General features: G+C 73.9%; 20 protein-coding genes. 6 read left to right on the forward strand and 14 right to left on the reverse strand.

Features of this window, described 5'->3' with window-relative positions; translation table 11 throughout:
• Positions 1-338 precede the first annotated feature (338 nt).
• From AB0C76_RS16005 to AB0C76_RS16025, 5 genes are all read left to right on the forward strand, one after another.
• Complete coding sequence (locus AB0C76_RS16005; protein ID WP_359964896.1) at positions 339-1,094, forward strand: amino acid ABC transporter ATP-binding protein; 756 nt, start codon at positions 339-341, stop codon at positions 1,092-1,094.
• Positions 1,095-1,215: 121 nt separating this feature from the next.
• Positions 1,216-2,115, forward strand: coding sequence for a glutamate ABC transporter substrate-binding protein (locus AB0C76_RS16010; RefSeq protein ID WP_359964898.1), 900 nt, complete (start codon positions 1,216-1,218; stop codon positions 2,113-2,115).
• Positions 2,116-2,160: 45 nt separating this feature from the next.
• Positions 2,161-2,811 (forward strand): amino acid ABC transporter permease, encoded by a 651-nt coding sequence (locus tag AB0C76_RS16015; protein WP_359964900.1) that lies wholly within the window; start codon positions 2,161-2,163, stop codon positions 2,809-2,811.
• Positions 2,808-3,659, forward strand: coding sequence for an amino acid ABC transporter permease (locus tag AB0C76_RS16020; protein ID WP_359964902.1), 852 nt, complete (start codon positions 2,808-2,810; stop codon positions 3,657-3,659). The genes AB0C76_RS16015 and AB0C76_RS16020 overlap by 4 nt, the downstream gene beginning before the upstream one ends.
• 140 nt (positions 3,660-3,799) lie before the next feature.
• On the forward strand, positions 3,800-5,539 hold the full coding sequence (locus AB0C76_RS16025) for an FAD-dependent monooxygenase (protein WP_359964904.1): 1,740 nt from the start codon (positions 3,800-3,802) through the stop codon (positions 5,537-5,539).
• On the opposite strand, the gene rny is transcribed toward AB0C76_RS16025, so the two are convergent.
• From rny to AB0C76_RS16060, 7 genes are all read right to left on the reverse strand, one after another.
• The gene (gene rny / locus AB0C76_RS16030; protein ID WP_359964906.1) at positions 5,520-6,992 is read right to left on the reverse strand and encodes a ribonuclease Y; all 1,473 of its coding nucleotides are present in this window, start codon (positions 6,990-6,992) and stop codon (positions 5,520-5,522) included. The two genes, AB0C76_RS16025 and rny, sit on opposite strands and share 20 nt — an antisense overlap.
• Positions 6,993-7,195: 203 nt before the next feature.
• Positions 7,196-8,218, reverse strand: coding sequence for a recombination regulator RecX (gene recX, locus AB0C76_RS16035; protein WP_359964908.1), 1,023 nt, complete (start codon positions 8,216-8,218; stop codon positions 7,196-7,198).
• Positions 8,219-8,225: 7 nt separating this feature from the next.
• Entirely contained in the window at positions 8,226-9,344 is a 1,119-nt protein-coding gene (gene recA, locus AB0C76_RS16040) for a recombinase RecA (RefSeq protein WP_359964910.1), read from the reverse strand.
• A gap of 259 nt (positions 9,345-9,603) precedes the next feature.
• Entirely contained in the window at positions 9,604-10,794 is a 1,191-nt protein-coding gene (locus AB0C76_RS16045) for an AI-2E family transporter (RefSeq protein ID WP_359964951.1), read from the reverse strand.
• A gap of 126 nt (positions 10,795-10,920) precedes the next feature.
• Positions 10,921-11,115 (reverse strand): DUF3046 domain-containing protein, encoded by a 195-nt coding sequence (locus AB0C76_RS16050; RefSeq protein WP_359964912.1) that lies wholly within the window; start codon positions 11,113-11,115, stop codon positions 10,921-10,923.
• 43 nt (positions 11,116-11,158) lie between these two features.
• Positions 11,159-11,713: a GNAT family N-acetyltransferase gene (locus AB0C76_RS16055; protein ID WP_359964914.1), complete on the reverse strand. Its 555-nt coding sequence runs from the start codon at positions 11,711-11,713 to the stop codon at positions 11,159-11,161.
• A gap of 62 nt (positions 11,714-11,775) precedes the next feature.
• Positions 11,776-13,368 carry a S8 family serine peptidase gene (locus AB0C76_RS16060; protein WP_359964916.1) on the reverse strand — a complete coding sequence of 531 codons (1,593 nt, stop codon included), beginning with the start codon at positions 13,366-13,368 and terminating at the stop codon, positions 11,776-11,778.
• A 186-nt stretch (positions 13,369-13,554) separates the two neighbouring features.
• On the opposite strand from AB0C76_RS16060, the gene AB0C76_RS16065 reads away from it, so the two are divergent.
• The gene (locus AB0C76_RS16065; protein ID WP_359964918.1) at positions 13,555-18,342 is read left to right on the forward strand and encodes an ATP-dependent helicase; all 4,788 of its coding nucleotides are present in this window, start codon (positions 13,555-13,557) and stop codon (positions 18,340-18,342) included.
• Positions 18,343-18,415: 73 nt separating this feature from the next.
• Here the strand turns inward: AB0C76_RS16065 and AB0C76_RS16070 are convergent, their stop codons facing one another.
• The 7 genes from AB0C76_RS16070 to AB0C76_RS16100 form a co-directional block, all read right to left on the reverse strand.
• Complete coding sequence (locus tag AB0C76_RS16070) at positions 18,416-18,709, reverse strand: hypothetical protein (protein ID WP_359964920.1); 294 nt, start codon at positions 18,707-18,709, stop codon at positions 18,416-18,418.
• Positions 18,710-18,778: 69 nt separating this feature from the next.
• The gene (locus AB0C76_RS16075; protein ID WP_359964922.1) at positions 18,779-19,147 is read right to left on the reverse strand and encodes a helix-turn-helix transcriptional regulator; all 369 of its coding nucleotides are present in this window, start codon (positions 19,145-19,147) and stop codon (positions 18,779-18,781) included.
• A gap of 254 nt (positions 19,148-19,401) precedes the next feature.
• Positions 19,402-19,929 carry a CinA family protein gene (locus AB0C76_RS16080; protein ID WP_359964953.1) on the reverse strand — a complete coding sequence of 176 codons (528 nt, stop codon included), beginning with the start codon at positions 19,927-19,929 and terminating at the stop codon, positions 19,402-19,404.
• Positions 19,930-19,987: 58 nt separating this feature from the next.
• A complete protein-coding gene (pgsA, locus tag AB0C76_RS16085; RefSeq protein WP_359964924.1) occupies positions 19,988-20,626 on the reverse strand; it encodes a CDP-diacylglycerol--glycerol-3-phosphate 3-phosphatidyltransferase in 639 nt (212 codons plus the stop codon).
• Complete coding sequence (rimO, locus tag AB0C76_RS16090) at positions 20,623-22,116, reverse strand: 30S ribosomal protein S12 methylthiotransferase RimO (RefSeq protein ID WP_359964926.1); 1,494 nt, start codon at positions 22,114-22,116, stop codon at positions 20,623-20,625. Before rimO ends, pgsA begins: the two co-directional genes overlap by 4 nt.
• Positions 22,117-22,213: 97 nt before the next feature.
• Positions 22,214-23,071, reverse strand: coding sequence for a RodZ domain-containing protein (locus AB0C76_RS16095; RefSeq protein ID WP_329924323.1), 858 nt, complete (start codon positions 23,069-23,071; stop codon positions 22,214-22,216).
• Positions 23,072-23,347: 276 nt separating this feature from the next.
• The gene (locus AB0C76_RS16100; RefSeq protein WP_359964928.1) at positions 23,348-26,026 is read right to left on the reverse strand and encodes a DNA translocase FtsK; all 2,679 of its coding nucleotides are present in this window, start codon (positions 26,024-26,026) and stop codon (positions 23,348-23,350) included.
• Positions 26,027-26,082 lie beyond the last annotated feature (56 nt).

Below are 26,082 nucleotides of genomic sequence, written 5' to 3' on the forward strand. Positions count from 1 at the left end.
TCCCGGTCCTGCGCAGTATGGGCCAGCGGGCCGCCGGGCGCCAGGTTCGGCCGTGCGGCGGGGCCCCCGGGGACGCACCGCGCGGCGGCCGCCGACGTCAACCGTGCCCCGATCGCGGCCGGACGAACAGCGTGCGAGCACCGTGTGGCCGTTTCGTGATGCTCAAGTTCCGCTCAGATCGGCTGACGGGGCATCGTCACGGCTCCTATGGTCGGCCCACCGGGGGCTGCGGCTCCGCCGGCTGCGGCCCCCGGATTTCGTACCACCATTGCAGCCCAAGGGAGTTCAGACTTCGCGGGCCGAACGAGAGAGCAGGCGCGATGACCGGGAATCCGATCATGGACTCGAAGTCCGCAGCCGCTCCGCTGGTCGTGCTGGACGGCGTGAACAAGCACTACGGCGCCCTCCACGTGCTCCAGGGCATCGACCTGCGGATCACCCAGGGCGAGGTCGTGGTGCTGATCGGGCCCTCCGGCTCGGGCAAGTCCACGCTCTGCCGGACGATCAACCGGCTGGAGACCATCGACTCCGGCACCATCACCATCGACGGCCGCCCGCTGCCCGCCGAGGGCAAGGAGCTGGCCCGGCTGCGCGCCGAGGTCGGCATGGTGTTCCAGAGCTTCAACCTGTTCGCCCACAAGACCGTGCTGGAGAACGTGGTCATGGGCCAGGTCAAGGTGCGCAAGGTGCCGCGCCCGCAGGCCGAGAAGACGGCCCGGGAGCTGCTGGAGCGCGTCGGCGTCGGCGCGCAGGCGGACAAGTACCCGGCCCAGCTGTCCGGCGGCCAGCAGCAGCGCGTGGCGATCGCCCGCGCGCTGGCCATGAAGCCGAAGGTGATGCTCTTCGACGAGCCCACCTCGGCCCTCGACCCGGAGATGGTCAACGAGGTGCTGGAGGTCATGCGCCAGCTGGCCGCCGACGGCATGACGATGGTCGTGGTCACCCACGAGATGGGCTTCGCCCGCTCCGCCGCGAACCGGGTGCTGTTCATGGCCGACGGCAAGATCGTCGAGCAGAACACGCCGGACGCCTTCTTCACCGCGCCACGCTCCGAGCGCGCCAAGGACTTCCTCTCCAAGATCCTGCACCACTGACGCTCCGCCTCCCCCGGAAGGCCGGCCCGGCAACGGCGCCGGCCGGCCCGCCCCTGCGCACAACTTCCAGACGCCAGAGCCCGGTTGACCCCGTGGCCCAGCCCCCAGGAGAACAACCCTCATGAGGACTCGTCGCACCCTCGCCGTCGCGCTCTGTGCCGTCGCGCTCACCGCCACCGCCGCGTGCGGCAAGGACGGCTCGCCCGACGCCGCCGCCACCCCCAGCGGCGCCCCCGCGCTGCCGACCTACACGGTCAAGACCGACGCCAAGATCGACTCGGCGGTGCTCGCCGAGGCCCACAAGCGCGGCCAGCTGATCATCGGTGCCAAGGCCGACCAGCCGTTCCTCGGCTGGGAGGACGTCGCCAGCGGCGACCGCAGCGGCTTCGACATCGAGATCGCCAAGATGGTCGCCGCCGACCTCGGCTTCACCCCGCAGCAGATCAAGTGGCAGACCCTGGTCTCCTCGCAGCGCGAGCCCGCCATCGCCAAGGGCCAGATCGACTTCTACGTCGGCACCTACAGCATCAACGACGAGCGCAAGAAGTCGGTCTCCTTCGCCGGCCCGTACTACATCGCCGGCCAGGACCTGCTGGTGAAGGCCGACAACAAGGACATCACCGGCAAGGACTCGGTCGCGGGCAAGAACGTCTGCACCGCCACCGGCTCGACGTCCATCAAGAACATCCAGCAGTACAACCCGAAGATCACGCAGTTCGACACCTACTCGGCCTGCGTCGAGAAGCTGCTGTCCGGCGAGGTCGACGCCGTCACCACGGACGACGCCATCCTCAAGGGCTACGCCTCCAAGTACGCCCCCAAGCTCAAGGTGGTCGGCCAGCCGTTCACCCAGGAGAAGTACGGCGTCGGCCTCAACAAGGACGACGCGGCCCTGCGCAACGCCATCAACGACTCGATCAAGGCGCACCAGGACAACGGCGACTGGAAGAAGGCGTACGACGCGACCCTCGGCCTCTCCGGCTCCGCGGCGCCCACCCCGCCGGCGCTCGAGCGCTACTGATCCACCCGCCCGATTCCTTACCGCTCCTGAGAGGAGGGCCGCCGGATGGGTTTCCTGTTCGAGGACGGCAACTTCGCGCTGTTCCGCGACGGCTTCCTGCAGACGATCGAGCTGAGCGCCCTCAGCGCGCTGCTCGCCCTGCTGCTGGGCACCCTGCTGGCGGCCTTCCGGGTCTCCCCGGTCCCGGTGCTGCGCGCCTTCGGCACCGGCTGGGTGACGATCTTCCGCAACACGCCGCTGACCCTGCTGTTCTTCGCCGTCGAGTTCGGGCTGCCCGCGCTCGACGTGCACTTCGAGCACCTCACCTTCGCGACGCTGGCGCTCGGCGGGTACACCGCCTCGTTCGTCTGCGAGGTGCTGCGCTCGGGCATCAACACCGTGCCGCTCGGCCAGGCCGAGGCCGCCCGCAGCCTCGGCATGACCTTCGGCCAGACGCTCACCCTGGTCGTCCTGCCGCAGGCCGCCCGGACCGTGCTCGCCCCGATGAGCAGCGTGTTCATAGCCCTGCCGAGGAACTCGGCGATCGCCGGCGCGTTCAGTGTCAGCGAGCTGTACAGCTCGCAGCAGACCTTCTCCGAGCGCGGCTACTCGATCTTCTCGATCTTCTTCTGGGTGGCCTGCGCCTACCTGGTGATCAGCGCCGTGGTCGCCACCCTGTTCCGCTTCCTGGAGTCCCGACTGGCGGTGGCCCGATGAACAGCCCCTTCACCCGCGGCTCGACCGCCAGCGTCCTGTACGACGCTCCCGGTCCGAAGGCCCGCGCGCGGTACCGGCTGTTCGGCGTGCTGTCGCTCGTCGCGATCGCCGGCCTGCTCTGGTACGCCGTCACGGCGCTGTCCGACAACGGCCAGTTCGACGCCGGGCTCTGGGACGTCTTCCAGTACAACACCATCCAGCAGCGGATCCTGGACGGCCTGCTCTCCACCCTGGAGGCCTTCGGCCTGGCGGCGCTGTTCTCGCTCACCCTCGGCTCGCTGCTCGCCGCCGGGCGGCTCTCCGACCACAAGCCGGTGCGCTGGGTGTGCACCGCGATCGTCCAGTTCTTCCGGGCGATGCCGCTGCTGATCCTCATCGTCGCGCTCTACTACGCGTTCTTCGCCAAGGACCCGATGTGGGCGCTGGTGCTCGGCCTCACCCTCTACAACGGCGCGGTCCAGGCCGAGATCATCCGAAGCGGCGTCAACGCCGTCCCCCGGGGCCAGTCCGAGGCGGCGTACGCCCTCGGGATGCGCAAGACCCAGGTGATGGCCGGCATCCTGGTGCCGCAGGCGGTCCGCTCGATGCTGCCGTCGATGATCGGCCAGCTGGTCGTCACCCTCAAGGACACCTCGCTCGGCTTCATCATCACGTACCACGAGCTGCTGTTCGTCGGTAAGGCGATCGCGAGCCAGCCGATGAACGCCGCCGGCTTCCCCTACATCCCCGTGGTCCTGGTGATCGGTCCGATCTACGTCGCGATGTGCCTGTTGCTCACCGCGCTCGCCCGGTGGATCGAAGCACGCGGCCGTCGCGGCGCGAACCGGCGCACTTCGGCTGCTGCTTGACGGACACGCAGGTGAACTGTTGCATTGCTCTTCGTGACACCTCCCGGGAGCTTCCACGCGGCATATGACGCCAGCCTGACGGCCTGCCCATGCCCGGCCTTCCGGGCCCGAACGGTCCACCCCCGCCCGGAGGGCCCGGCATGGACCCGGTGATCGTGGTCGGGGCCGGACCGGTCGGTCTGGCCCTGGCCCTCGCGCTCGCCCGGCACGAGGTGCCGACCGTCGTCCTGGACGAGGGCTCCGGGCTCTGCCCCGAGGGCCCGCGCAGCGTCGTCCTCGGGGCCGACTCCACCGCCTTCCTCACCCGGATCGGCTACCCCCGGGCCGTCTCCGACTCCGCCCTGTGGGACTCCTTCGCCATCTGGCGGCGCCGCCAGGAGGTGCTGCGGATCGACCTCACCGACTCGCCCACCTTCCACCTGCCGCAGCACCGCCTCCAGCGCGGCTTGCGCGACGCGCTCACCGGCACCCCGCTGGTCAGACTCGTCCCGCTCAGCCGCGTCACCGAGCTGGTCCAGGACCGCGACGGCGTCAGCGTCCGCACCCACGGCACCCAGGACGGCTCCAGCACCTGGTGGCGCGGCAGCCACCTGGTCGGCTGCGACGGCGCCCGCTCCACGATCCGCAAGCTCCTGAAGATCCGCTTCCCCGGCCGCCCCGCCGTCGACCGCAACGCCATCGCCACCGTCCGGGTCGACCTGCCCTTCGACGGCGCCCGGCTGCACCGCGAGCCGCCGTGGCGCGGCGACCGCGAGGCCTCCGCCCGCCCCCTGCCGGACGGCGTCTGGCGGCTCGACTGGCGCCTGCCGCCCGGCCGCCCCGCCCCCACCGAGCAGGTCGACCCGCACGCCACCTGGCCCGGCGTCGTCACGGGCGACACCCTGCTCAACCGCGTCACCGCGAGCCTCACCGGCTGGTGCGGCGAGCTCCCCCGCTTCGAGTTGCTCGCCGCCGCCGACCACACCGCCCAGCAGCGCCTGGCCGCCCGCTTCCGCAGCGGCCGCTGCTTCCTCGCCGGCGACGCCGCCCACCTGCACGGCGCCCTCGGCATGCAGAACCTCGCCGACGGGCTGCGCGACGCCGACAACCTCGCCTGGCGGCTCGCCCTCGCCTGGCACCTCCACGCCGGCGGTCCCCAGCCCGGCGGCTCCCTCCTGGACGGCTACGAGGCCGAGCGCCGCGGCGCCGTCGGCGCCCGGCTGCGCGCCGTCGACCAGTCCATGCCGCTGCTGCGCCCGCTGCGCGGCTGGCAGCAGACCCGCCGCTCGCTGCTCGTCGGCGGCTTCCGCAAGCACGCGCCGCTGCTCGCCGACGGCCAGCTCGGCTCCGGCCGCTTCGGCGGCGCGCCCGCCTACCCGGCGGCGCCCTCGGGCGTCCCCGGCCGGGTGCCGGTCCAGCGCGGCGCGCGCAGCACCACCTCGCTCAGCGAGCTGCTGCCCGCCACCGCCCCCGGCGTGCTCGTGCCGGACCTGCCGGTGCTCTCCGCCGACGGCAGCCCCGACCACCTCCACGCCCGGCTCGGCTCGACCTTCCTGCTGCTGCTCGTGGCCCCCGGCACCGCCGTCTGGTCCGCCGAGCACTGGTTGGGCGCCGGGCTGATGCCCCGGCTCGCCGAGGTCGCGAACGCCCTGCCCGTCCCGGCCGAGGTGCTCGTCGCCGAGGAGTACCCGGACGCCGGCCCGCACACCGTGCTGCTGATCCGGCCGGATGGGCACCTCGTCGGCGTCACCCAGGGCGCCGCCGCCGAGGACCTGCTGGCGCTCGCCGACCGGGCCCGGGGCGGCCCGGCACCGCTCACCGGCACGCCCGAGCCCGAACCCGAGTCGGCCCCGGAGGCCGTCCCCGAGCGGCTCGACCCCTCTACCGCGCCACCTCGGTGACCCGGCTCTCCCGGACCACCGTCACCCGGATCTGCCCCGGGTAGGTCAGCTCCTCGGACACCCGCCGGGCGACCTCCCGGGCGATCAGCCCGGCCCCGAGGTCGTCCACCACCTCCGGCCGCACCATGACGCGCACCTCGCGCCCGGCCTGCATCGCGTACACCTCGGCCACGCCCTCGTGCGCGCGGGCGATCTCCTCCAGCCGCTCCAGCCTGCGCACGTACAGCTCCAGCGACTCCTTGCGCGCCCCCGGCCGCCCGCCCGAACAGGCGTCCGCCGCCTGGACCAGCACCGCCTCGACGGTGCGCGGCTCGACCTCGCCGTGGTGCGCGGCGATCGCGTGCACCACCTCCGCGGACTCCCCGTGGCGCCGGGCGAAGTCCGCGCCGACCGCCGCGTGGGTGCCCTCGACCTCGTGGGTGAGCGCCTTGCCGATGTCGTGCAGCAGCGCCGAGCGCCGCACCGGCTCCGGATCCACCCCCAGCTCGGCGGCCATCATCCCGGCCAGGTGCGCCGACTCCACCAGGTGGCCGAGCACGTTCTGCCCGTACGAGACCCGGTAGCGCAACGCACCCAGGGTGCGCACGAGTTCGGGGTGCATCCCGCCGACCCGGACGGCCAGCAGCGCGTCCTCGCCGGCCCGCACGCAGCGCTGCTCGATCTCCTCGCGGCTGCGCTCGTGGACCTGCTCGATCCGGGTCGGCTGGATCCGCCCGTCCTCGACCAACTGCTCCAGGGTGAGCCGGGCGGTCTCCCGGCGGACCGGGTCGAAGCAGGACAGCTGCACCGACGCCGGGGTGTCGTCGATGATCAGGTTGACGCCGGTGGCCGCCTCGAAGGCGCGGATGTTGCGGCCCTCACGGCCGATGATCCGGCCCTTCATGTCCTCGCTCGGCAGCCGGAAGACCGAGACGGCGCTCTCCGCCGTCTGCACGCTCGCCAGCCGCTGGATCGCCCCCGCGACGATGTCCCGGGCACGGCGCTCGCCCTCCTCCTTGGCCTCGCGCTCGATCTCCCGGACGGTGACGGCGGCCTCCCGCCGGGCCAGCTCCCCGGCCTCGCGGACGAGTTCGGCGCGGGCCTGCGCGGCGGACAGCCCGGCGGCGCGTTCCAGCGCCTGCGCCCGGCGCGTCACCAGCGCCTCGGCCTCGCCCCGGGCGCGCTCCAACGCGGCCGATCGCTCGGCGAATCCGTCCTCCTGGGCGCGCAGCCTGCGCAGCTCCTCGGCCAGCCGCTCCTCGCGCCGGTCGAGTTCGGCACGCAGCCGGGCGGCCTGCTCCTCCGCCCACCGCCGGGCGTGCTCGGCCTCCGCGGTCGAGCGCCGCTGGGCGGCCTGGAGCCGCCGGACCAGCAGCCAGACCGGCACCGTCGCGACGACCAGCACCACGACGACGACCGGCACGGCCACCGGCAGCAGTGGGACGACCGGCCCGGCACCCACCGAGATCCTCATTCCGCCCACTCCCCGTCCCGCGCGCGGCAGGCCGCCCGGGGCCGCCCTGGTTGAGTGCGAGGCTAGGTGCGGGTCACGGAATGGTCAAGACTCGTCCTGGAGTTGACCAAGACGCATACGGAACCGGCACCCGTCCCCCTCAGTCATCACGTCCGGTGCGCGTCCTCCGGTTCGGTGCCGCCGACCACGAGCGCCTCGGCGGCCTATTCCGCGGCTTCCTCCGTCGTCTCCTCCGCGTCCTCCTCCTCGATGGCCGCGCGCACCACCCGGAAGGCCAGCCCCTCGGAGTAGCCGCGCCGGGCCAGCACACCGACCAGCCGCCGTATCCGGGCCTGCGGGTCCAACCCGCGGGTGCTGCGGAGCTTGCGGTCGACCAGGGCCCGGGCGGCCTCCGTCTCGTCGTCGTGGTCGAGCTGGGCCACGGCCTGCTCGACCAGGTCGGCGGCCACGCCCTTGGTCCGCAGTTCCTGGGCGAGCGCCCGCCGCGACAGGCCCCGGACGGCGTGCCGGGACTCCACCCAGGCCGCGGCGAAGGCCGCGTCGTCGATCAGCCCGACCTCTTCGAGCCGGGTGAGCACCTGGTCGGCGACGTCCTCCGGGATCTCCCGCTTGCGCAGGGCGTCGGCGAGCTGCTTGCGGCTCTTGGCAGCGCCGGTGAGCAGTCGCAGGCAGATGTCGCGGGCTCGGCTCTCGGGGTCTGCGGACTCCTCGGCCCCGGCCCGCTTCGGCTCGCGCGGCCGGGCCGGCTCGCCGTCCGGCTCGGTGCGTCGGCGCCCACCCGCCCGGCCACCCGTCCGTGCGGTCGTCCGTCCGCGCGGGGCGGAGGCGGCCGCACCCCCGTGACCGGCCGCCTCCCGGTAGTCCGCCGGTTCCGCGTGCTCCCCGTACCCGTCGGCGTCCTCGGCCAGCGCCGAGCGGCGGCGCCGGCGGCCGGTGGGCAACTCGGAGGCGGAGACCAGCCCGAGCCCGTCGGACAGCCCCTCCGCCGGGCCCGGTCCGGGCGCCGCGCCGCGCACCGCCCGGACCGGCGCCCGGTCGAACTCCGGCTCCGCGCCGGATGCCCCTCGCGCCACCGAACGCGGCTCCCGTCGGCGGCGCGGCCGGGCCCGTCCGGCCGCCGACGGCTCCGGATCCGGCTCCTCCGCCACGGCGGCGAACCAGTCCGGCGGCCCGTAATCGTCGTCCGGCGACGCCGGGTCGGCGCCGCCCACCTCGTCGTGCTGCATCAACGGGTCAGGCCTTGGCGGCCGCCGCCGTCTTCTTCGCCGCGGCCGTCTTGGCGGCGGTCGCGGTGATCGGCTTGGCGGCGCCGTCCGCGGCGGCGGTGTCGGCCGCGCCCTCGGCGGGCTCCTCGACCTTCGGGCCGATGCCGAGCTTGCCCTTGATCTTCCGCTCGATCTCGTCGGCGAGCTGCGGGTTGTCCCGCAGGAAGTTGCGGGCGTTCTCCTTGCCCTGGCCGAGCTGGTCGCCCTCGTAGGTGTACCACGCACCCGACTTGCGGATGAAGCCGTGCTCGACGCCCATGTCGATCAGGCCGCCCTCACGGCTGATGCCGACGCCGTAGAGGATGTCGAACTCGGCCTGCTTGAACGGCGCGGCGACCTTGTTCTTGACCACCTTGACGCGGGTGCGGTTGCCCACCGCCTCGGTGCCGTCCTTCAGCGTCTCGATCCGGCGGATGTCGAGGCGGACGGAGGCGTAGAACTTCAGCGCGCGGCCACCGGTGGTGGTCTCCGGCGAGCCGAACATGACGCCGATCTTCTCGCGGAGCTGGTTGATGAACACGGCGGTGGTGTTCGACTGGTTCAGCGCACCGGCGATCTTGCGCAGCGCCTGGCTCATCAGACGGGCCTGCAGACCGACGTGCGAGTCGCCCATCTCGCCCTCGATCTCGGCGCGCGGGACGAGCGCGGCGACCGAGTCGATGATCACCAGGTCGATCGCGCCGGAGCGGATCAGCATGTCGGTGATCTCCAGGGCCTGCTCACCGGTGTCCGGCTGGCTGACCAGCAGGGCGTCGGTGTCCACGCCGAGCTTCTTGGCGTACTCCGGGTCGAGCGCGTGCTCCGCGTCGACGAACGCGACCGTGCCGCCGGCCCGCTGGGCGTTGGCCGCCAGGTGCAGCGTCAGGGTGGTCTTTCCGGAGGACTCGGGGCCGTAGATCTCGACCACCCGGCCCCGGGGGATGCCACCGACCCCGAGGGCGACGTCCAGGGCGGTGGACCCGGTGGAGATCACGTCGATCGGCTCGTTGGCCTTCTCGCCGAGGCGCATCACCGAGCCCTTGCCGAACTGCCGCTCGATCTGGGCGAGTGCGGTCTCTAGGGCCTTCTCGCGGTCCGTACCTGCCATGGCCTTTTCCTTCGGGTTCTGTGCTGTGCGCTTCATCGTCCTCGACGCTAGCGCGTCCCACTGACAAACGAGCCCGACCGGGCTCCGCCTGTGGAAAACTCCTCGCCGGAGAGTACAAAGAACATCTGTTCGATTCAAGCGTCGCACGCCACCGGGGGCGCGCGGCGAACCCCGTCCGCCCTACCCGGCGCGGCCGGGGCGGATCCGACCCCGTTCGACTCTGTTCGATTCCATGGGCTGCCAGGCGGGCCGGGTCGGCTCAGCCCGCCTCGTCCGGCCCGCCCCCGACCATCCGCCGCAGCCGGCGCGCCGCCTCCCGGCGCAGCTCCCGCCGGGCCCGCCGCTGCTCGCCCCGGTCGATCCGCGGGTCGGTCGCCACCTCGTAGCGCCGCACGTACGTCCCGACGAAGCCCTGCAGCGTGGCCGCCGCCGGAATGGCGATCAGCGCACCCACCGCACCCAGCAGCGCCGCGCCCGCGATCACCGCCCCGAACGCCACCGCCGGGTGGACGTCCACCGTCCTCGCGGTGATCCTCGGGTGCAACAGGTAGTTCTCGACCTGCTGGTACACCACCGTGAACACCAGCACCCACAGCGCGTCCACCGGCTCAAGGGTGAGCGCCACCAGCACCGGCAGCGCACCCGCGAGGTACGTCCCGATGGTCGGCACGAACTGCGACATGACGCCGACCCAGATCGCCAGCGCGGCCGCGTACGGCAGGTCCAGCAGCGCGAACATCACCCAGTGCCCGGCCGCCGACACCACCGCGAGCAGCGCGCGCGAGTACAGGTACCCACCGGTCTTGGCGAGCGCGATCTCCCAGGCCCGCAGCACCTCGCCCTGCTTGGCCGGCGGCAGCATCGAGCAGACCGTCCGGCGGACCCTCGGGCCCTCGGCGGTGAAGTAGAAGGTGAACAGCCCGACCGTGAAGGCCTGGAAGAGACCGCCGATCACGGTGGAGGACAGGCCCCAGACGTTGTCGGCGGCCTGCTGGGCGTAACTCTCAATCGCGCCGGAGTCCTTGAGCAGCTTCTTCTGCAACTCGCCCAGCGAGACGTCCTGGTGGAACGTCCCGTTGAACCACGTGATCAGGTTGTCGACCAGGTGCGGCAGGTCCCCCGCGATCTTCGCGACCTGGTCCACCAGCAGCGTGCCGAGCGCCGCCAGGAACCCGAGGACGGCGACCGCGACCGCGACGAACACCAGGAACGTCCCGACGCCCCGGCGCACCCCGCGCGCGGCCATCCGGTCGACGGCCGGCTCCAGCGCGAGCGACAGGAAGAAGGCCACCAGGAGCATCACGAAGAGGTCGATGAGCTGGCGGAACGCCCAGTCGGCGAGCTGGAACAGGCCGAGCAGGACGAACGCGAGCACCATCGCCCTGGGCAGCCAGCGCGGCATCCCGCCGCCCCAGAGCCCGCCGCTCCCGCTGCCCGCCTCGGCCGACACCTCGGCCGGCCTGTCCGGATTCTGGTGTTCTGCGTCACTTGTCACTCGGACAGTCTGTCCCATCGGCCCGGCGGCGAAGGCCGGTTCGGCGACATCCGACCGTCGTCCGGGGGACGGCGGACCCGCTCAGCGGAGCAGCGCGGAGACCCCCTGGGTCTCGCAGACCGCCCGCCAGACGTCCTTGGCCTCCCAGCCCGCGTCCAGCGCCTGCCGGACCGTCCGCCCGCCGAGCTCGCTCATCACGTGGTCGGAGGCGAAGGACTCCGCGTACGTCTCCCCGAAGTGCTCGTACATCCGTCGCCAGAACTCCGTCAGCCTCATGCCGTCCAGTATCCCGGACCGGTCACCGGAGCCCCCGGACGCGTCAGCCCCGCCACCGTGCCCGCTCAAGGGCGTACTCGACCTCGCCGTGCTCGCTGCCGGGGATGGCCTCCGGGTGGTCCTCGTGGAAGGTCCGCACGTACGAGAGGCCGCTCTTCTCCATCACCCGCCGGGAGCCCGCGTTGACCGTCATCGTGTACGCCACCACCCGCTCCACGCCGAGCCCGGTGAAGCCGCGGCGGATCAGCGCCCGCGCGCCCTCGGTCGCGTACCCGCGTCCCCAGGCGGCCCGGCGCAGCCGGTACCCGAGCTCGACCTCGCAGCGCTCGCCCGCCACCGTCGGCCGGAACTCGAACCAGCCCAGGAAGGCCCCGCCCTCCCGCTCCTCCGCGGCCCACCAGCCCAGGTCCCCGTATCGCTCGTAGTGCGCGAGGTAGAGCGGCAACAGCTCGTCCTCCACGACCCCCCGCGGCGTCGGCCGCCCGCCGGTGAGGTGGCGCATCACCTCGGGATCGCCGTCCAGTTCGACCAGGCGGTCCGTGTCCGCGGCGGTGAAGCGGCGCAGCACGAGCCGTTCGGTGGTGAGGAATGCGGTCATGTCCCGATCCTCACCCGCCGCCGAACGCCCGTCACCCGATTTTCCGGTCCGCGGCAGGAGCGCTACCGCGGCAGCGCCAGCATCCCCGCACCGAAGTACTGCCGGTCCCCGCACGCGTACGGCCCCGGCGGGCAGGCGGCCGCGGCCGTGGTGGCCAGCAGGCCGGCGAGTGCGGCCGAGCCGTAGTCCGGGTGGAGCGCGGCGGCCACCGCGACCACGCCCGTCACGTGCGCGGCCGCCATCGAGGTGCCGGCCAGCGCCGCGTACTGCCCGCCGGGCCAGTCGGAGACGATCGCGCCCTGCGGCCCGCCGTCCGGGTCACCGCCGGGCGCGGCCAACGAGACCTTGCCGCGCCCGTAGTTGGAGTACGCGGAGGGGCGGCCGTCCCGGTTGACGGCCGTGACGGTGACGACGCCGGGCAGCTCGCCGGGCAGCCTGATGCACTCGGTGCCCAGGTGGCGGGACTGCGCCGGGCCGGAGACCCGGTCGTTCGGGCTGCGCTCGTCCGTCCTGGCCGCGCCGAGGTCCTGCCCGTCGTTGCCCGCCGAGGCGACGACGACGGCGCCCTTGCGCTGGGCGTAGGCCGCGGCCCTGCCGACGGCGGCGATCAGCGCGGCCTGGTCGCGGTCCTCCGGGCAGTTGTACTTCCACGGGTCGGCGAAGTAGCTGTTGTTGATCGCCTTGGCGCCGTGGTCGGCGGCCCACAGCATGCCGCAGACGATGTTCTCCGCGTAGTACTGGCCGAGCGGCCCGAGCAGCCGGACGGCGGCGATCCGCACGCCCGGCGCGACCCCGGTGGCGCCCCGGCCGTCCCGGACGGCGCCGACGATCCCGGCGACGTGGGTGCCGTGTCCGCTCTCGCCGACCCCCGGGTCGGGCCGCCAGGAGCCGGTGCGCGGGTCGGGGCGCCCGTCGGCGCACGAGGCGGAGGCCTTGGGGTCGACGGCGGTCCTGAGGTCGGGGTGGGTGTCGTCGACGCCGGAGTCGAGCACCGCGACGAGCACCTTGTGCAGCGCCTCCGGCGCAGTCCCGGCGGCGGGCCCGGTGGCGGGCCCGGCCGGCGCGGCGGTCGCGTCGCCGCCTCCGGCCCCGGGGGCACCGAGCATGGCGAGGTTCCAGTCGTCGTGCTCGGCGGGGTCGGGCACCGTGAGGGTGGTGTCCTCCTGCCGCTCGGACAGTTCGGCGGTGTCGGTCCCGCCGGAGCGCTCCGCCCCGCCCGACCGGTCCGCACTGCTGCGCCCGGCGCGTTCGGTGCCGGCCGCGAAGTCCCCGGCGCCGTCCAGCGGCCGCGGCGGGCCGACCACCGGCGCGGTGCGGGTGGCCCCGACGGCGGCGATCCCGGGCCTGGCCCGCACCTCGTCCGCGAAACCGCCGGGGGCGTACGCCAGTACGGCCCCGATCTGCGGGTACTCCTGGACCACCTGCCCGCCCGCCGCCCGGGCCCCGGCCCCGGCCAGGGCGGCACCGGCGGCGTCGTCCCGCTCGGCCAGCACCAGGTAGCTGAGGTAGACCCGGCCGCTGCCGGACACGTACGGCACGGCGCCCCCGACCACGAGCGCGGTGAGCAGCATCGCGAGCAGGACCCGGACGGGCCCGCGGACCCTGCGGCGGGGGGTGCGGACGGGACCTGGCCCGGACGGGTGCACCTGCGCCATCGCACGGTCTCCGCTCGTCGGTCCCGCAGGCACGCGGGTGATCATGGGCTTGAATCATCACCATATGAGCGGATTGTCGTTTTTGCTCCTTTAACTACACCTCCGTCCACGACACCGACTCACCTCGCCGACCGGACGCTCCCCGCCACCCACCCGGTTGTCGGTCCCACCCGGCACCATGGGGGCATGGCGCCCCAGCAGCAGACCCCGCCGGCCGACCGGCCGGACCAACCGCAGGACGACCCGCTCGCCGGGTTCGCCCCGGCCACCCGGGCCTGGTTCACCGGTGCCTTCGCCGCGCCCACCACCGCCCAGACGGAAGCCTGGCGCGCCATCGGGCGGGGGACGGACGTCCTGGTGGTCGCCCCCACCGGCTCCGGCAAGACGCTCGCCGCGTTCCTCTCCGCCCTGGACCGGCTCAGCAGCACCCCGCCCCCGGCCGAGACCAAGCGCCGCTGCCGGGTGCTGTACGTCTCGCCGCTCAAGGCCCTCGCCGTGGACGTCGAGCGCAACCTCCGCGCCCCGCTGACCGGGCTCCGCCAGGCCGCCGTCCGGCTCGGCCTGCCCGAACCGGACGTCCAGGTCGCCATCCGTTCCGGCGACACCCCCGCCGCCGACCGCCGCCGCTTCGCGACCCACCCGCCGGACATCCTGATCACCACTCCCGAGTCGCTCTTCCTGCTGCTCACCTCGGCCTCCCGGGAGGCTCTGCGCGGCATCGACACGGTGATCCTCGACGAGGTCCACGCGGTCGCCGGCACCAAGCGCGGCGCGCACCTCGCGCTCAGCCTGGAGCGCCTGGACGAGCTGCTGGACCGCCCGGCCCGCCGGATCGGCCTGTCCGCCACCGTCCGCCCGGTCGAGGAGGTGGCCCGCTTCCTCAGCCCGCAGCGCGGTGCCGCCGTCGTCCAGCCCGCCGCCACCAAGGAGTTCGACCTCTCGGTCGTCGTGCCCGTCCCCGACCTGGACGACCTGCCCGCCGCCCCCGCCACCGGCGGCTCCCCCGACAGCGATCCGCAACGCCAGACGTCGATCTGGCCGCACGTCGAGGAGCGGATCGTCGACCTCGTCCAGGCGCACCGCTCGACGATCGTCTTCGCCAACTCCCGCCGCCTCGCCGAGCGCCTGTGCAACCGGCTGAACGAGATCGCCCACGAGCGCGCCACCGGCGCCGCCGCCCACGAGGCGCACGCCCCCGCCCAGCTGATGGGCGGCTCCGGCGCGGCCAGGGGCGTTCCGCCGGTCCTCGCCCGGGCCCACCACGGCTCGGTCTCCAAGGAGCAGCGGTCCCTGGTCGAGGAGGACCTGAAGGCCGGCCGGCTGCCCGCCGTGGTCGCCACCTCCAGCCTGGAGCTGGGCATCGACATGGGCGCCGTCGAACTGGTCGTCCAGGTCGAGTCCCCGCCCTCGGTGGCCTCCGGCCTCCAGCGGGTCGGCCGGGCCGGCCACCAGGTCGGCGCCGTCTCCACCGGCGTGTTCTTCCCCAAGTACCGCGGTGACCTCGTCCAGTCCGCGGTGGTCACCGAACGCATGCGCGCCGGCCAGATCGAGGCGCTGCGGGTCCCGCGGAACCCGCTGGACGTGCTCGCCCAGCAGCTCGTCGCCATGACGGCGCTGGACACCTGGCCGGTGGACGACCTGCTCGCCGTGGTCCGCCGCGCCGCGCCGTTCGCCACCCTGCCGCAGTCCGCCTTCGACGCGGTGCTCGACATGCTCGCCGGCCGCTACCCCTCGGACGCCTTCGCCGAGCTGCGCCCCCGCCTGGTCTGGGACCGCGTCGCCGGCACCGTCACCGGTCGGCCCGGCGCCCAGCGCCTCGCCGTCACCTCCGGCGGAACCATCCCCGACCGCGGCCTGTTCGGCGTCTTCATCGCCGGGAGCACCGCGTCCGATTCGAAGACGGGCAAGGAGGGCGGCGGCCGACACGAGGGGGAACGCGGAGCGCTTCCGAAGAAGGGCGGTGGCGGGCGACGGGTCGGCGAGCTGGACGAGGAGATGGTCTACGAGTCCCGCGTGGGCGACGTCTTCACCCTCGGCACCACGTCCTGGCGGATCGAGGACATCACCCACGACAAGGTCCTCGTCACTCCCGCCCCCGGAATCCCCGGCCGGCTCCCGTTCTGGAAGGGCGACACCCTCGGCCGCCCCCTCGAACTCGGCCGCGCCCTCGGCGCGTTCACCCGCGAGCTGGGCGCGCTCGCCCCCGCCGACGCCACCGAGCGCCTCAAGCGGGCCGGCCTCGACGACTGGGCCGCCCGGAACCTGCTCGACTACCTCGCCCAACAGCGCACCGCCTGCGGCCACCTCCCGGACGACCGCACGATCGTCGTCGAGCGCTTCCGCGACGAACTCGGCGACTGGCGGATCGTCATCCACTCGCCCTTCGGCGCCCAGGTGCACGCACCCTGGGCGCTCGCGCTCGGCGCCCGGCTGCGCGAGAAGCACGGCCTCGACCCGCAGGTCATGCACGCCGACGACGGCATCGTGCTCCGCCTGCCCGACGCCGACCTGCTCGACCCCGGCTTCGACTTCGCCGGACCGTCGGAGCGGTCCGCCCCGGACGAGGCCCCGGTCGGCGCCGACGCCGCCCTCTTCGACCCCGGCGAGATCGAGCGGCTGGTCACCGACCAGGTCGGCGGCTCCGCCCTGTTCGCCTCCCGCTTCCGCGAGTGCGCCGGCCGCGCCCTGCTGCTCCCCCGGCGCAACCCCGGCCGCCGCACACCGCTCTGGCAGCAGCGCCAGCGCGCCGCCCAGCTCCTCGAAGTCGCCTCCGAGTACGGCTCGTTCCCGATCGTCCTGGAGGCCGTCCGCGAGTGCCTCCAGGACGTCTTCGACGTGCCCGGCCTGGTCGAGCTGATGGGCGACCTCGAATCCCGCGCCGTCCGCCTGGTCGAGGTCACCACCCCCGAACCCTCCCCCTTCGCCCGCTCCCTGCTCTTCGGCTACGTCGCCCAGTTCCTCTACGAGGGCGACTCCCCCCTCGCCGAGCGCCGCGCCGCCGCCCTGTCGCTCGACTCCCGGCTGCTGTCCGAGCTCCTCGGCCAGGCCGAACTGCGCGAGCTGCTCGACCCGCAGGTGCTCGCCGAACTGGAGGCCGAGCTCCAGCGGCTCACCCCCGAGCGCCGGATCAAGGACGCCGAGGGCGTCGCCGACGCGCTGCGCCTGCTCGGCCCGCTCGCCGAGGCGGAGCTCACCGCCCGCGGCGCCGAGCCGCTCTGGGCCCTGGAGCTGGAGGCCGCCCGCCGGGTCATCCAGGTCCGGATCGCCGGCGAGCAGCGCTGGGCCGCCGTCGAGGACGCCGGACGGCTGCGCGACGCCCTCGGCACCCCCCTGCCCGTCGGCGTCCCCGAAGCCTTCACCGAACCGGTCAAGGACCCCCTGGGTGACCTCCTCGCCCGGCACGCCCGCACCCACGGCCCGTTCACCGCCGCCGAGGCCGCCGCCCGCCTCGGCCTCGGCACCGCCGTCGTCGCCGGCGTCCTGCACCGCCTCACCGCCACCGGCCGCCTCGTCCAGGGCGAGTTCAGGCCCGTCGAAGGACACACCGCCACCGTCGAGTGGTGCGACGCCGAGGTCCTGCGCCGCCTGCGCCGCCGTTCGCTGGCCGCCCTGCGCCAGGAGGTCGAGCCCGTCCCGCCGCGCGCCCTGGCCGCCTTCCTCCCCCAGTGGCAGCACCTCGCCGGCCACCGCCTGCGCGGCCCGGACGGCCTGCTCCGGGTGGTCGAACAGCTCCAGGGCACCGCCCTGCCCGCCTCCGCCCTGGAGAAGCTGATCCTCCCGTCCCGCCTCGCCGACTACTCCCCCGGCCTGCTGGACGAACTGATGGCGGCCGGCGAGCTCGGCTGGTGCGGCGCCGGCGCCCTGCCCGGCAAGGACGGCTGGATCAGCCTCCACCTGGCCGAGAACGCCCACCTGCTGCGCCCCGAGCCCGTCCCGCCCGCCGTCACCCCGCTGCACGGCGCCCTGATGACCGCCCTCACCGGCGGCTACGGCCTGTTCTTCCGCCAGCTGGTCGAGCGGCTGCGCGCCGACGGCGACGAGACCCCCGAGCCGGAGGTCGTCGAGGCCCTGTGGGACCTCGTCTGGGCCGGCTACGTCAGCAACGACACCCTCGCCCCGCTGCGCGCCCTGCTCGGCTCCGGCCGGACGGCGGGCGCCACCGCCCACCGCGCCCCCAGGGCCACCCCCCGCGGCCGCTACGGCGGGGCCGGCCGCGCCTTCGGCCGGGCCGGCGGGGCCCTGCGCAGCGGCCCGCCGACGGTGGCCGGCCGCTGGTCACTGCTGCCCGCCCCGGCCGCCGACCCCACGGTCCGGGCCACCGCCCAGGCCCAGGCCCTGCTGGACCGCCACGGCCTGCTGACCCGGGGCACGGTGGCGGCCGAGCGGGTCCCGGGCGGCTTCGCCGGGGTGTACCGGGTGCTCGCCGCGATGGAGGAGCGCGGGCGCACCCGCCGCGGCTACTTCGTCGAGGGCCTCGGCGGCGCCCAGTTCGCGATGGAGGGCGCGGCCGACCGGCTGCGGTCGGTCAACGGCCGGCTGGAGCGCACCCGGGCCGCCGAGTGGCCGGCCGGCCCCGCCGCCGAGCCTCCGCAGGCACTGGTGCTCGCCGCCGCCGACCCGGCGAACGCCTACGGCGCCGCGCTGCCCTGGCCCGAGCCCCCGACCGCTCCCGGCGCCGAGGAGGCCAGGGCGCACCGCCCCGGCCGCAAGGCGGGCGCCCTGGTGGTGCTGGTGGACGGCGAGCTCGCCCTCTACGTCGAGCGCGGTGGCAAGTCCCTGCTGGCCTGGCCGGAGGACGGGGCAACCCGGGCGCTGGCCGCCGCCGCCCTCGCCGGTGCCGTCCGGGAGGGCGCGCTCGGCAGCGTCACGATCGAACGGGCCAACGGCGAGCCCGCCCTCGGTTCGGCGCTCGGCACGGCCCTGGAGGAAGCGGGCTTCCACGCCACTCCGCGCGGGCTGCGCCTGCGTTCGTGAACTCCGGGGAGCCGGTGCCCCGAAACGCCGAAGGCCGCGGAGTCAACGACTCCGCGGCCTTCCCGCACACTTCTCACCCGATCGGGGGCGTCGGCGCCTCCGACCGGCCCACGGCCCCGCCCGCCCCGCGGCGGACCGGTCCGGTCGCGCTCCGGTCGGCGTGGACCGGGATCAGACCGAGCCCCCAGCCGCCGGCCGCGAGCAGACCGAGCACCGCGCCGTCGGCCAGCTGCCCCCGGACCACCAGGAGCCACCAGACCAGCCCGGCCGACAGGACCACCAGGACCCAGCGGGCCGGCCACGGCACCAGGCGCCGCAGCAACGGCCGTATTCGGGCCACCGCGTGCGCCGTCGCGTCTTTCCGCACGACCGCCCTCCTTCGCTCGCCCCGGGCCTTCTCCTGCGTCGAGCAGGCGTGCCGGGAGTCGAGGCCGGATCAGGCGGCGACCACGTCCATCGCGGCGGCCTTGGGCGACATGGTCGCCCGGTCGGCGCCGGGGGCGGGCAGCGGTACCGGTTCGAGCACCGGCCTCAGCAGATCACCTTCGGAGAGGGTGGCCATCGCCGCAAGTTCGGCGAGCGACAGTTCGTCGCTGACCTCGCGCATGACCTCGGACATCCGGACGTCGAGTGCGTCGCAGATGGCGGAGAGCAACTCGGACGAGGCCTCCTTCTGTCCCCGCTCGACCTCGGAGAGGTAACCGAGCGAAACCCTGGCGGCCGCCGACACCTCGCGGAGTGTGCGGCCCTGGCGCTGGCGCTGCCGACGCAGTACATCGCCCAGTAGGCGACGGAGCAGGATCATCGGTGCCTCCCTCCTCGGACTGCGGATCGAGATGTCACGCCCCCACCGTACCGCCTTGCCCGCTTCGCGTGCGGGGACCCTGGTCGTGTTCACTCTGGGCTGCAAGGCTGTCCCCCTCCTCGTTCCGGTGTCGTACCCGGGTCCGCGGGCCCCTCGTGGTACCCCTCGCAGGCCGCCCGGCCACCGTCACGCAACTCGTTCGCCACCTGGTTTCTGCCCAACCAGGCTGTTGGATGTAACACGATCCTCCAGCTCTACCGTCCCCGCACGCGACTTCGGGCGGATCCCGGTCGGCAGGGATCGGGACGGACGGGGTCCTGATGCTCCGGCAACCGGCCGACGAGCAGCTCCAGCGCGGCGGTCACGGCTCCGTGACGGATTGTGGCACGCCCCCCGGACAGCCGGGGCGAACTGACCAGAGTTCCCCCCGGACCGGCGACCGCCAGGTGTACGGTGCCCACCGGCTGCCCGTCCTGCGGCTCCGGCCCGGCCACCCCGGTCGTCGCGAGCCCGTAGGTCGCCCCCAGCAGCCGCCGGACGCCCTCGGCCATCTGCCGGGCCACCACCGGGTGCACCGGCCCGTGGACGTCGAGCAGTCCCTCGTCCACCCCCAGCACCGAGGCCTTCAGCTCGGTCGCGTACGCCGTCACCGATCCCCGGAAGGTCGCGGACGCCCCGGGGACGTCGACCAGCGCGGCCGCCAGCAGCCCGCCGGTCAGCGACTCGGCGACGGCCACCGTGCTGCCCCCGTCGCGCAGCGCCGCGTGCACCCGCTCGGCCAGCGCGTAGTCCGCGGTGCCGTGCTCCGCAGTCCCATGGTCCGTCACCAGGCCCCCTCGTTCACCGGTCCGCGCGCCCCGCGGCCATTCCCTCGCGGCGCAGGCGCAGCGCCTGCCCGATGTAGTCCAGCGCGGTGCCGACGGTCAGCAGCACCGCCAGGCCCATCAGCACGGCCCGCGCGGTGGCGAGCCAGCCGGTCAGCTCCAGCACGTACATGCCGACCGCGATGCCCTGGGTCAGGGTCTTGAGCTTGCCGCCCCGGCTGGCCGGGATGACGCCGTAGCGGATCACCCAGAAGCGCATCAGCGTGATGCCGAGCTCGCGGGCGAGGATCACCGCGGTGACCCACCAGGGCAGGTCGCCGAGGACCGACAGGCCGATCAGCGCCGAGCCCATGATCGCCTTGTCGGCGATCGGGTCTGCGATCTTGCCGAAGTCGGTGACCAGGCCCTTGCGCCGGGCGAGCTCCCCGTCGAACAGGTCGGTGATCATCGCGATGGCGAAGGACGCCCAGGCCACCGAGCGCCACTTGGGGTCGTGCCCGCCGTCGGCGAACAGCAGCGCCACGAAGACCGGCACCAGCAGCAGCCGGAGCATCGTGAGCATGTTGGCGATGTTCCAGACGGCCGGCGCCGGCGGCAGCGCGGCGGCCGGTCTGTCCGGATGGGCCGCGGCCGGGGCGCCGGGCCCCTTGGTCATTCCCCGGCTCCCGGGGCCTGCCGGACCCGCACCGGCTCCAGGGCCTCGGCGATCAGGTCGACGCCCTCACTGGCCACCACCCTGGCCCGCCAGAACTGGCCGACCCGCGGGTCCTGGACGCCGGTGAGGGTGGTCAGGCCGTCCGTCTCGGGGGCCTGGTGGGCGGCGCGGCCCTCGACCACGTCGTCCTCGACCGACTCGATCAGGACCTCGACCTCGGTGCCGATCCGCTGCTCGGCGCGCTGCGCGGTCATCTCCTCGGCGAGCCGGCTGAGCCGGTCCAGCCGGTCGGCGATCACGTCCTCGGCGAGCTTGCCGTCATAGGTCGCGGCCTCGGTGCCGTCCTCGTCCGAGTAGCCGAAGACGCCGATCGCGTCGAGCCCGGCGTGCGTGACGAAGCGCTCCAGCTCGGCGAAGTCCTCCTCGGTCTCACCGGGGAAGCCGACGATGAAGTTGGAGCGGGCGCCGGCCTGCGGGGCCTTGTCCCGGATGGTCTTCAGCAGCTCCAGGAACTGGTCGGTGGAGCCGAAGCGGCGCATCCGGCGCAGCACCGCCGGCGCCGAGTGCTGGAAGGACAGGTCGAAGTAGGGCAGGACGTCGGCGGTGCCGGTCATCGCGTCGATCAGGCCGGGGCGCATCTCGGCGGGCTGCAGGTAGGACACCCGGACGCGCTCGACGCCGTCGATCTCCGCGATCTCGCCGAGCAGCGTCTCCAGCAGGCGGATGTCGCCGAGGTCCTTGCCGTACGAGGTGTTGTTCTCGCTGACCAGGACGACCTCGCGGACGCCCTGCTCGGCCAGCCACTTGGCCTCGTTCAGGACGTCGGAGGGACGGCGGGAGATGAACGAGCCGCGGAAGGCCGGGATGGCGCAGAAGGAGCAGCGGCGGTCGCAGCCGGAGGCGAGCTTGACCGAGGCGACCGGGCTGTCGTCCAGCCGCTTGCGCAGGGTGCGCGGGCCGGAGGCGGGCGCGAGGCCCTCGGGCAGGTCGTCGATCGGTGCGGCAGGGGTCTCGGCGGGCCCGTGGCCGGGCAGCGCGACGGTCTCGGCGGCGGACTGCCGCTCGGCCGGGCTGATCGGCAGCAGCTTGCGGCGGTCGCGCGGCAGGTGCGGGGCGTGGTGGCCGCCGGAGAGGATGGTCTGGAGGCGGTCGGAGATGTCGGCGTAGTCGTCGAAGCCGAGGACCCCGTCGGCCTCGGGCAGCGCGTCGGCGAGCTCCTTGCCGTAGCGCTCGGCCATGCAGCCGACCGCGACGACGGCCTGGGTGCGGCCGTGCCCCTTGAGGTCGTTGGCCTCCAGCAGGGCGTCGACGGAGTCCTTCTTGGCGGCCTCGACGAAGCCGCAGGTGTTGACGACGGCCACGTCGGCTTCGGCGGCGTCGTCGACCAGCGACCAGCCGTCGGCCTCCAGTCGCCCGGCGAGTTCCTCGGAGTCCACCTCGTTGCGGGCGCATCCGAGCGTGACAAGGGCGACAGTACGGCGTTCAGGCATAGGCCCAAGATTAACGCGCGGCTCCCGGTGCCGTTCGCCCCGGAGGCCGCGCGCCTCGACAACACGATCTTCTGCGGGCCCCGCCCGGTGCCGGTGGTCAGCCCGCCTGCGGGTCTCCGGGGGTGTACGTGACGTGCACCACCTGCCCGTCCTTGCCGAGCAGACCGAGGTCCTTGCCGTTGACGTACGCGTGCACGGCCCCGCCGTTGCCGAGCACCAGCTTGATCTGCTTGGGGTCCGTGAAGGTCTGGTCCTGGCCGTCGCTGATGTTGTTCTGGAACAGCGACTTGCCGTTCCCGTCTATGGCCGAGACCCAGCTGGTGCCCTCGGCGACCAGCTTGACGGTGACCTTGTCGGCCGGGACGGCCGCGATCGCCGCGGCGCTCGGCGCGGGGGCCGGGGGCTGCACGGAGGGCGAGGGCGCGGGGGCGATCGAGCCGGTGCCGGTGCCGCTGGGCAGCGGCGCGCTGGCGGAGCCGGTGCCGGTGTGGCCGCCCTTGCCGCTCACCAGGTTGAAGCCGATCAGGGCGACCACCGCGACGATCGCGGCGACCATGGCGGCGGTCCAGTTCGGCCGGCCCCGGGAGGGCACCTTGATCGGGCCGCTCTCGATCAGCTGGGTGGGCCGCTTGGAGGCCGGCGAGCCGCCGTGCGCGGCGTCGTAGCGGGCCACCAGGGCCTCGCCGTCCACGCCGACCTCGCGGGCGATCGCGCGGATGTGCCCACGGGCGTAGAAGTCGCCGCCGCAGCGGCCGAAATCGTCCTCCTCGATGGCATGCACGATCGGCACCCGGACGCGGGTCGCCGTACTCACCTGATCCACCGTGAGTCCGGCCTCCAGCCGGGCGGCGGACAGCACCCGGCCGATGCTCGGGGCATCGGCCGCCTGCACCGCGTCGCTCGGCTCTGCGGACGACGGGGCGTTCTCGCGGTCGGGGGACTTGCCGATGGTCACGGGGCACGCCTTTCGAGCGGATGGCCACCTGCTGGGGAACAGTCTAGGGGCGTGGACGGATCGATTCTCAAGCGGAACAGGCCCGAATGCGCGCACCCGCCCCGATCGGGGCGGGGCCCCGCCGACGGCCGGTCGGCGGGGTCACGCAGGGGGAGCACGGTGATCGCTTTCCGGCCAGTGACGCGGTGCGCGGACGTTCGGTTCCCGCGCTGGCGCCTACCCTCCTCCGAACGAGTGACACCTCGTCCGGGACACCCGGCTCCCGGGGCCGGGCCGTCAGCCGCGCAGGGTCACCAGCACCCCGTCGAGCTCGTCCGGCTTCACCAGGACGTCGCGCGCCTTGGAGCCCTCGCTCGGGCCGACGATCCCGCGCGACTCCATCAGGTCCATCAGCCGGCCCGCCTTGGCGAAGCCGACCCGGAGCTTGCGCTGGAGCATCGAGGTCGAGCCGAACTGGGTGGAGACCACCAGCTCCGCGGCCTGGATCAGCAGGTCGAGGTCGTCCCCGATCTCCTCGTCGATCTCCTTCTTCGGCCCGCCGCCGACCATGACGTCGTCCCGGTAGCGGGCGGCCAGCTGGTCCTTGCAGTGCTGCACCACCGCGGCGATCTCGGCCTCGGTGACGAACGCGCCCTGCATGCGGATCGGCTTGCCGGCGCCCATCGGCAGGAAGAGCGCGTCGCCCTTTCCGATCAGCTTCTCGGCGCCGGGCTGGTCCAGGATGACCCGGGAGTCGGCCATCGCGGAGGTCGCGAAGGCCAGCCGGGACGGCACGTTGGCCTTGATCAGACCGGTCACGACGTCCACCGAGGGCCGCTGGGTGGCGAGCACCAGGTGGATGCCGGCCGCGCGGGCCAGCTGGGTGATCCGGACCACCGAGTCCTCGACGTCGCGCGGCGCGACCATCATCAGGTCGGCCAGCTCGTCGACGATCACCAGCAGGTACGGGTACGGCGTCAGCTCGCGCTCGCTGCCGAGCGGCGGGGTGACCTTCCCCGCGCGCACCGCCGCGTTGAAGTCGTCGACGTGCCGGAAGCCGAACGCCGCGAGGTCGTCGTAGCGCATGTCCATCTCGCGCACCACCCACTGGAGCGCCTCGGCGGCCTTCTTGGGGTTGGTGATGATCGGCGTGATCAGGTGCGGGATGCCCTCGTAGGCGGTCAGCTCGACCCGCTTGGGGTCGACCAGCACCATCCGCACCTCGTCCGGGGTGGCCCGCGCGAGGATCGAGGTGATCAGGCAGTTGATGCAGGAGGACTTGCCCGCGCCGGTCGCCCCGGCCACCAGGATGTGCGGCATCTTCGCGAGGTTGGCCATCACGGTGTGGCCCTCGACGTCCTTGCCCATGCCGACGACCATCGGGTGGGTGTCCTCGGCGGCCGTGCGCGAGCGCAGCAGGTCGCCGAGGTTGACCATCTCGCGGTCCCGGTTGGGGATCTCGATGCCGACCGCGGACTTGCCCGGGATCGGGCTGATGATCCGCACGTCCGGGCTGGCCACCGCGTACGCGATGTTCTTGGCGAGCGCGGTGATCCGCTCCACCTTGACGGCCGGGCCGAGCTCGACCTCGTAGCGGGTGACCGTCGGGCCCCGGGTGAATCCGGTGACCTTGGCGTCCACCTTGAACTCGGCGAACGTGCTCGTGAGCTGGGCCACCACCTCGTCGTTGAGGGCGCTGCGGGGCTTGGCAGGCCCGCCGCGCTCCAGCAGGTCGAGCGGGGGCAGGCTGTAGGTGATGTCGCCGGAGAGCTGGAGCTGCTCCATCCGCACCGGGGCCCGGCCGTGCTCCTCGGGCGCGCCCGGGCCGGCGCCGCGGGCCGCCGGGACGAGGGGCTCCTCGGGCGGGGCGGTGCGGTCCTGCACCTGGTGCATCATGTCCGCCACCGCGGAGGAGGCGGGCACGCCGTAGACCAGCGCGCCGTCCAGGTCGGCGGCGGCGCCCGCGGCGAGGTTGCGGGTGGTGAACGGGTCGTCGGCGTCCTTGTCCAGCGAGACGGACTCGTGGACCGCCTCCGCGCCCTCGGGGTCCTCGGGCTGCGGCTTGCGCCGCCGGCGGCGCCGGCGGGCGGCCACCTCGTCGACCGGGTCCTCGGAGTCGACGGTGAACGGCAGGGCCGACGGGTCGGCGTCCTCCGGCGGATCGGTGGACAGTTCGCGCTCCGGCGCACGCCCCTCGCCGTACTCGTCCTCCGGCCCCGGCTCGACCACGCCGAGCCGCACGCCGGCGGCGCGCAACCGCTCGGGGATGCGGTTGACCGGGGTGGCGGTGACCACCAGCAGTCCGAAGAAGGCCACCAGCAGGAGCAGCGGCACGGCGAGCGCCGGGCCCGCGGCGGCCATCATGGGCGTCGACGCGGCCCAGCCGATGATGCCGCCCGCCGCCCTTATCCGGGACGCGCCGCTGCCCATCGTGGGCGCGCCGCAGCCGATGTGGACCAGGCCGAGGACGCCGACCACCAGCGCGCTCAGACCGATCACGATCCGCCCGTTGGCCTCCGGCAGCTCCGGGTGGCGCCAGAGCCGGATCGCGATCCCGACCAGCAGGAACGGCACCAGCACGTCGAGCCGGCCGAACAGCCCGGACACCACGGCGGTGGCCGCCTCGCCGAGCCAGCCCTGCGGGCTGAACCAGGTCCCCGCGGCCGTCACCAGGCCGAGCGCGAACAGCACGAGGCCCAGCCCGTCCTTGCGGTGGGCGGGGTGGAGGTTCTTGGCGCCGTCGCCGACGCCCCGGAAGATCGCGGCGATCGGGCTCGCGAGCCCGTTGAGGGCGCGCAGGAGTATCGACCTGTTCGGCGGCGGTGGCGGGGCCGACCTGGCCACCGTCTTCTTGGCGGGTGCCTTGCGGGGCGCCGCCTTCTTCGCCGGCGGTTTGCCCGGGGCCTTCGCCGCGGCCTTCTTGGACGGTCCCGGACTCGTCTTACGTGCTGCGTTTCCGGGCGTACGAGTGGCCATGGGTCAGCAGCCTACCGGTGCGGACCACCGGTGCACATGTGGCGAGCCGGGGCGCC

The sequence above is a fragment of the Kitasatospora sp. NPDC048722 genome, assembly GCF_040650235.1.
GTDB lineage: Bacteria > Actinomycetota > Actinomycetes > Streptomycetales > Streptomycetaceae > Kitasatospora.

Coding starts and splice junctions, on each gene's coding strand:
- AB0C76_RS16005 (WP_359964896.1), top strand. CDS start 339: ATGGACTCGAAGTCCGCAGCCGCTCCGCTGGTCGTGCTGGACGGCGTG.
- AB0C76_RS16010 (WP_359964898.1), top strand. CDS start 1,216: ATGAGGACTCGTCGCACCCTCGCCGTCGCGCTCTGTGCCGTCGCGCTC.
- AB0C76_RS16015 (WP_359964900.1), top strand. CDS start 2,161: ATGGGTTTCCTGTTCGAGGACGGCAACTTCGCGCTGTTCCGCGACGGC.
- AB0C76_RS16020 (WP_359964902.1), top strand. CDS start 2,808: ATGAACAGCCCCTTCACCCGCGGCTCGACCGCCAGCGTCCTGTACGAC.
- AB0C76_RS16025 (WP_359964904.1), top strand. CDS start 3,800: ATGGACCCGGTGATCGTGGTCGGGGCCGGACCGGTCGGTCTGGCCCTG.
- rny (WP_359964906.1), bottom strand. CDS start 6,992: ATGAGGATCTCGGTGGGTGCCGGGCCGGTCGTCCCACTGCTGCCGGTG.
- recX (WP_359964908.1), bottom strand. CDS start 8,218: ATGCAGCACGACGAGGTGGGCGGCGCCGACCCGGCGTCGCCGGACGAC.
- recA (WP_359964910.1), bottom strand. CDS start 9,344: ATGGCAGGTACGGACCGCGAGAAGGCCCTAGAGACCGCACTCGCCCAG.
- AB0C76_RS16050 (WP_359964912.1), bottom strand. CDS start 11,115: ATGAGGCTGACGGAGTTCTGGCGACGGATGTACGAGCACTTCGGGGAG.
- AB0C76_RS16055 (WP_359964914.1), bottom strand. CDS start 11,713: ATGACCGCATTCCTCACCACCGAACGGCTCGTGCTGCGCCGCTTCACC.
- AB0C76_RS16060 (WP_359964916.1), bottom strand. CDS start 13,368: ATGGCGCAGGTGCACCCGTCCGGGCCAGGTCCCGTCCGCACCCCCCGC.
- AB0C76_RS16065 (WP_359964918.1), top strand. CDS start 13,555: ATGGCGCCCCAGCAGCAGACCCCGCCGGCCGACCGGCCGGACCAACCG.
- AB0C76_RS16075 (WP_359964922.1), bottom strand. CDS start 19,147: ATGATCCTGCTCCGTCGCCTACTGGGCGATGTACTGCGTCGGCAGCGC.
- pgsA (WP_359964924.1), bottom strand. CDS start 20,626: ATGACCAAGGGGCCCGGCGCCCCGGCCGCGGCCCATCCGGACAGACCG.
- rimO (WP_359964926.1), bottom strand. CDS start 22,116: ATGCCTGAACGCCGTACTGTCGCCCTTGTCACGCTCGGATGCGCCCGC.
- AB0C76_RS16100 (WP_359964928.1), bottom strand. CDS start 26,026: ATGGCCACTCGTACGCCCGGAAACGCAGCACGTAAGACGAGTCCGGGA.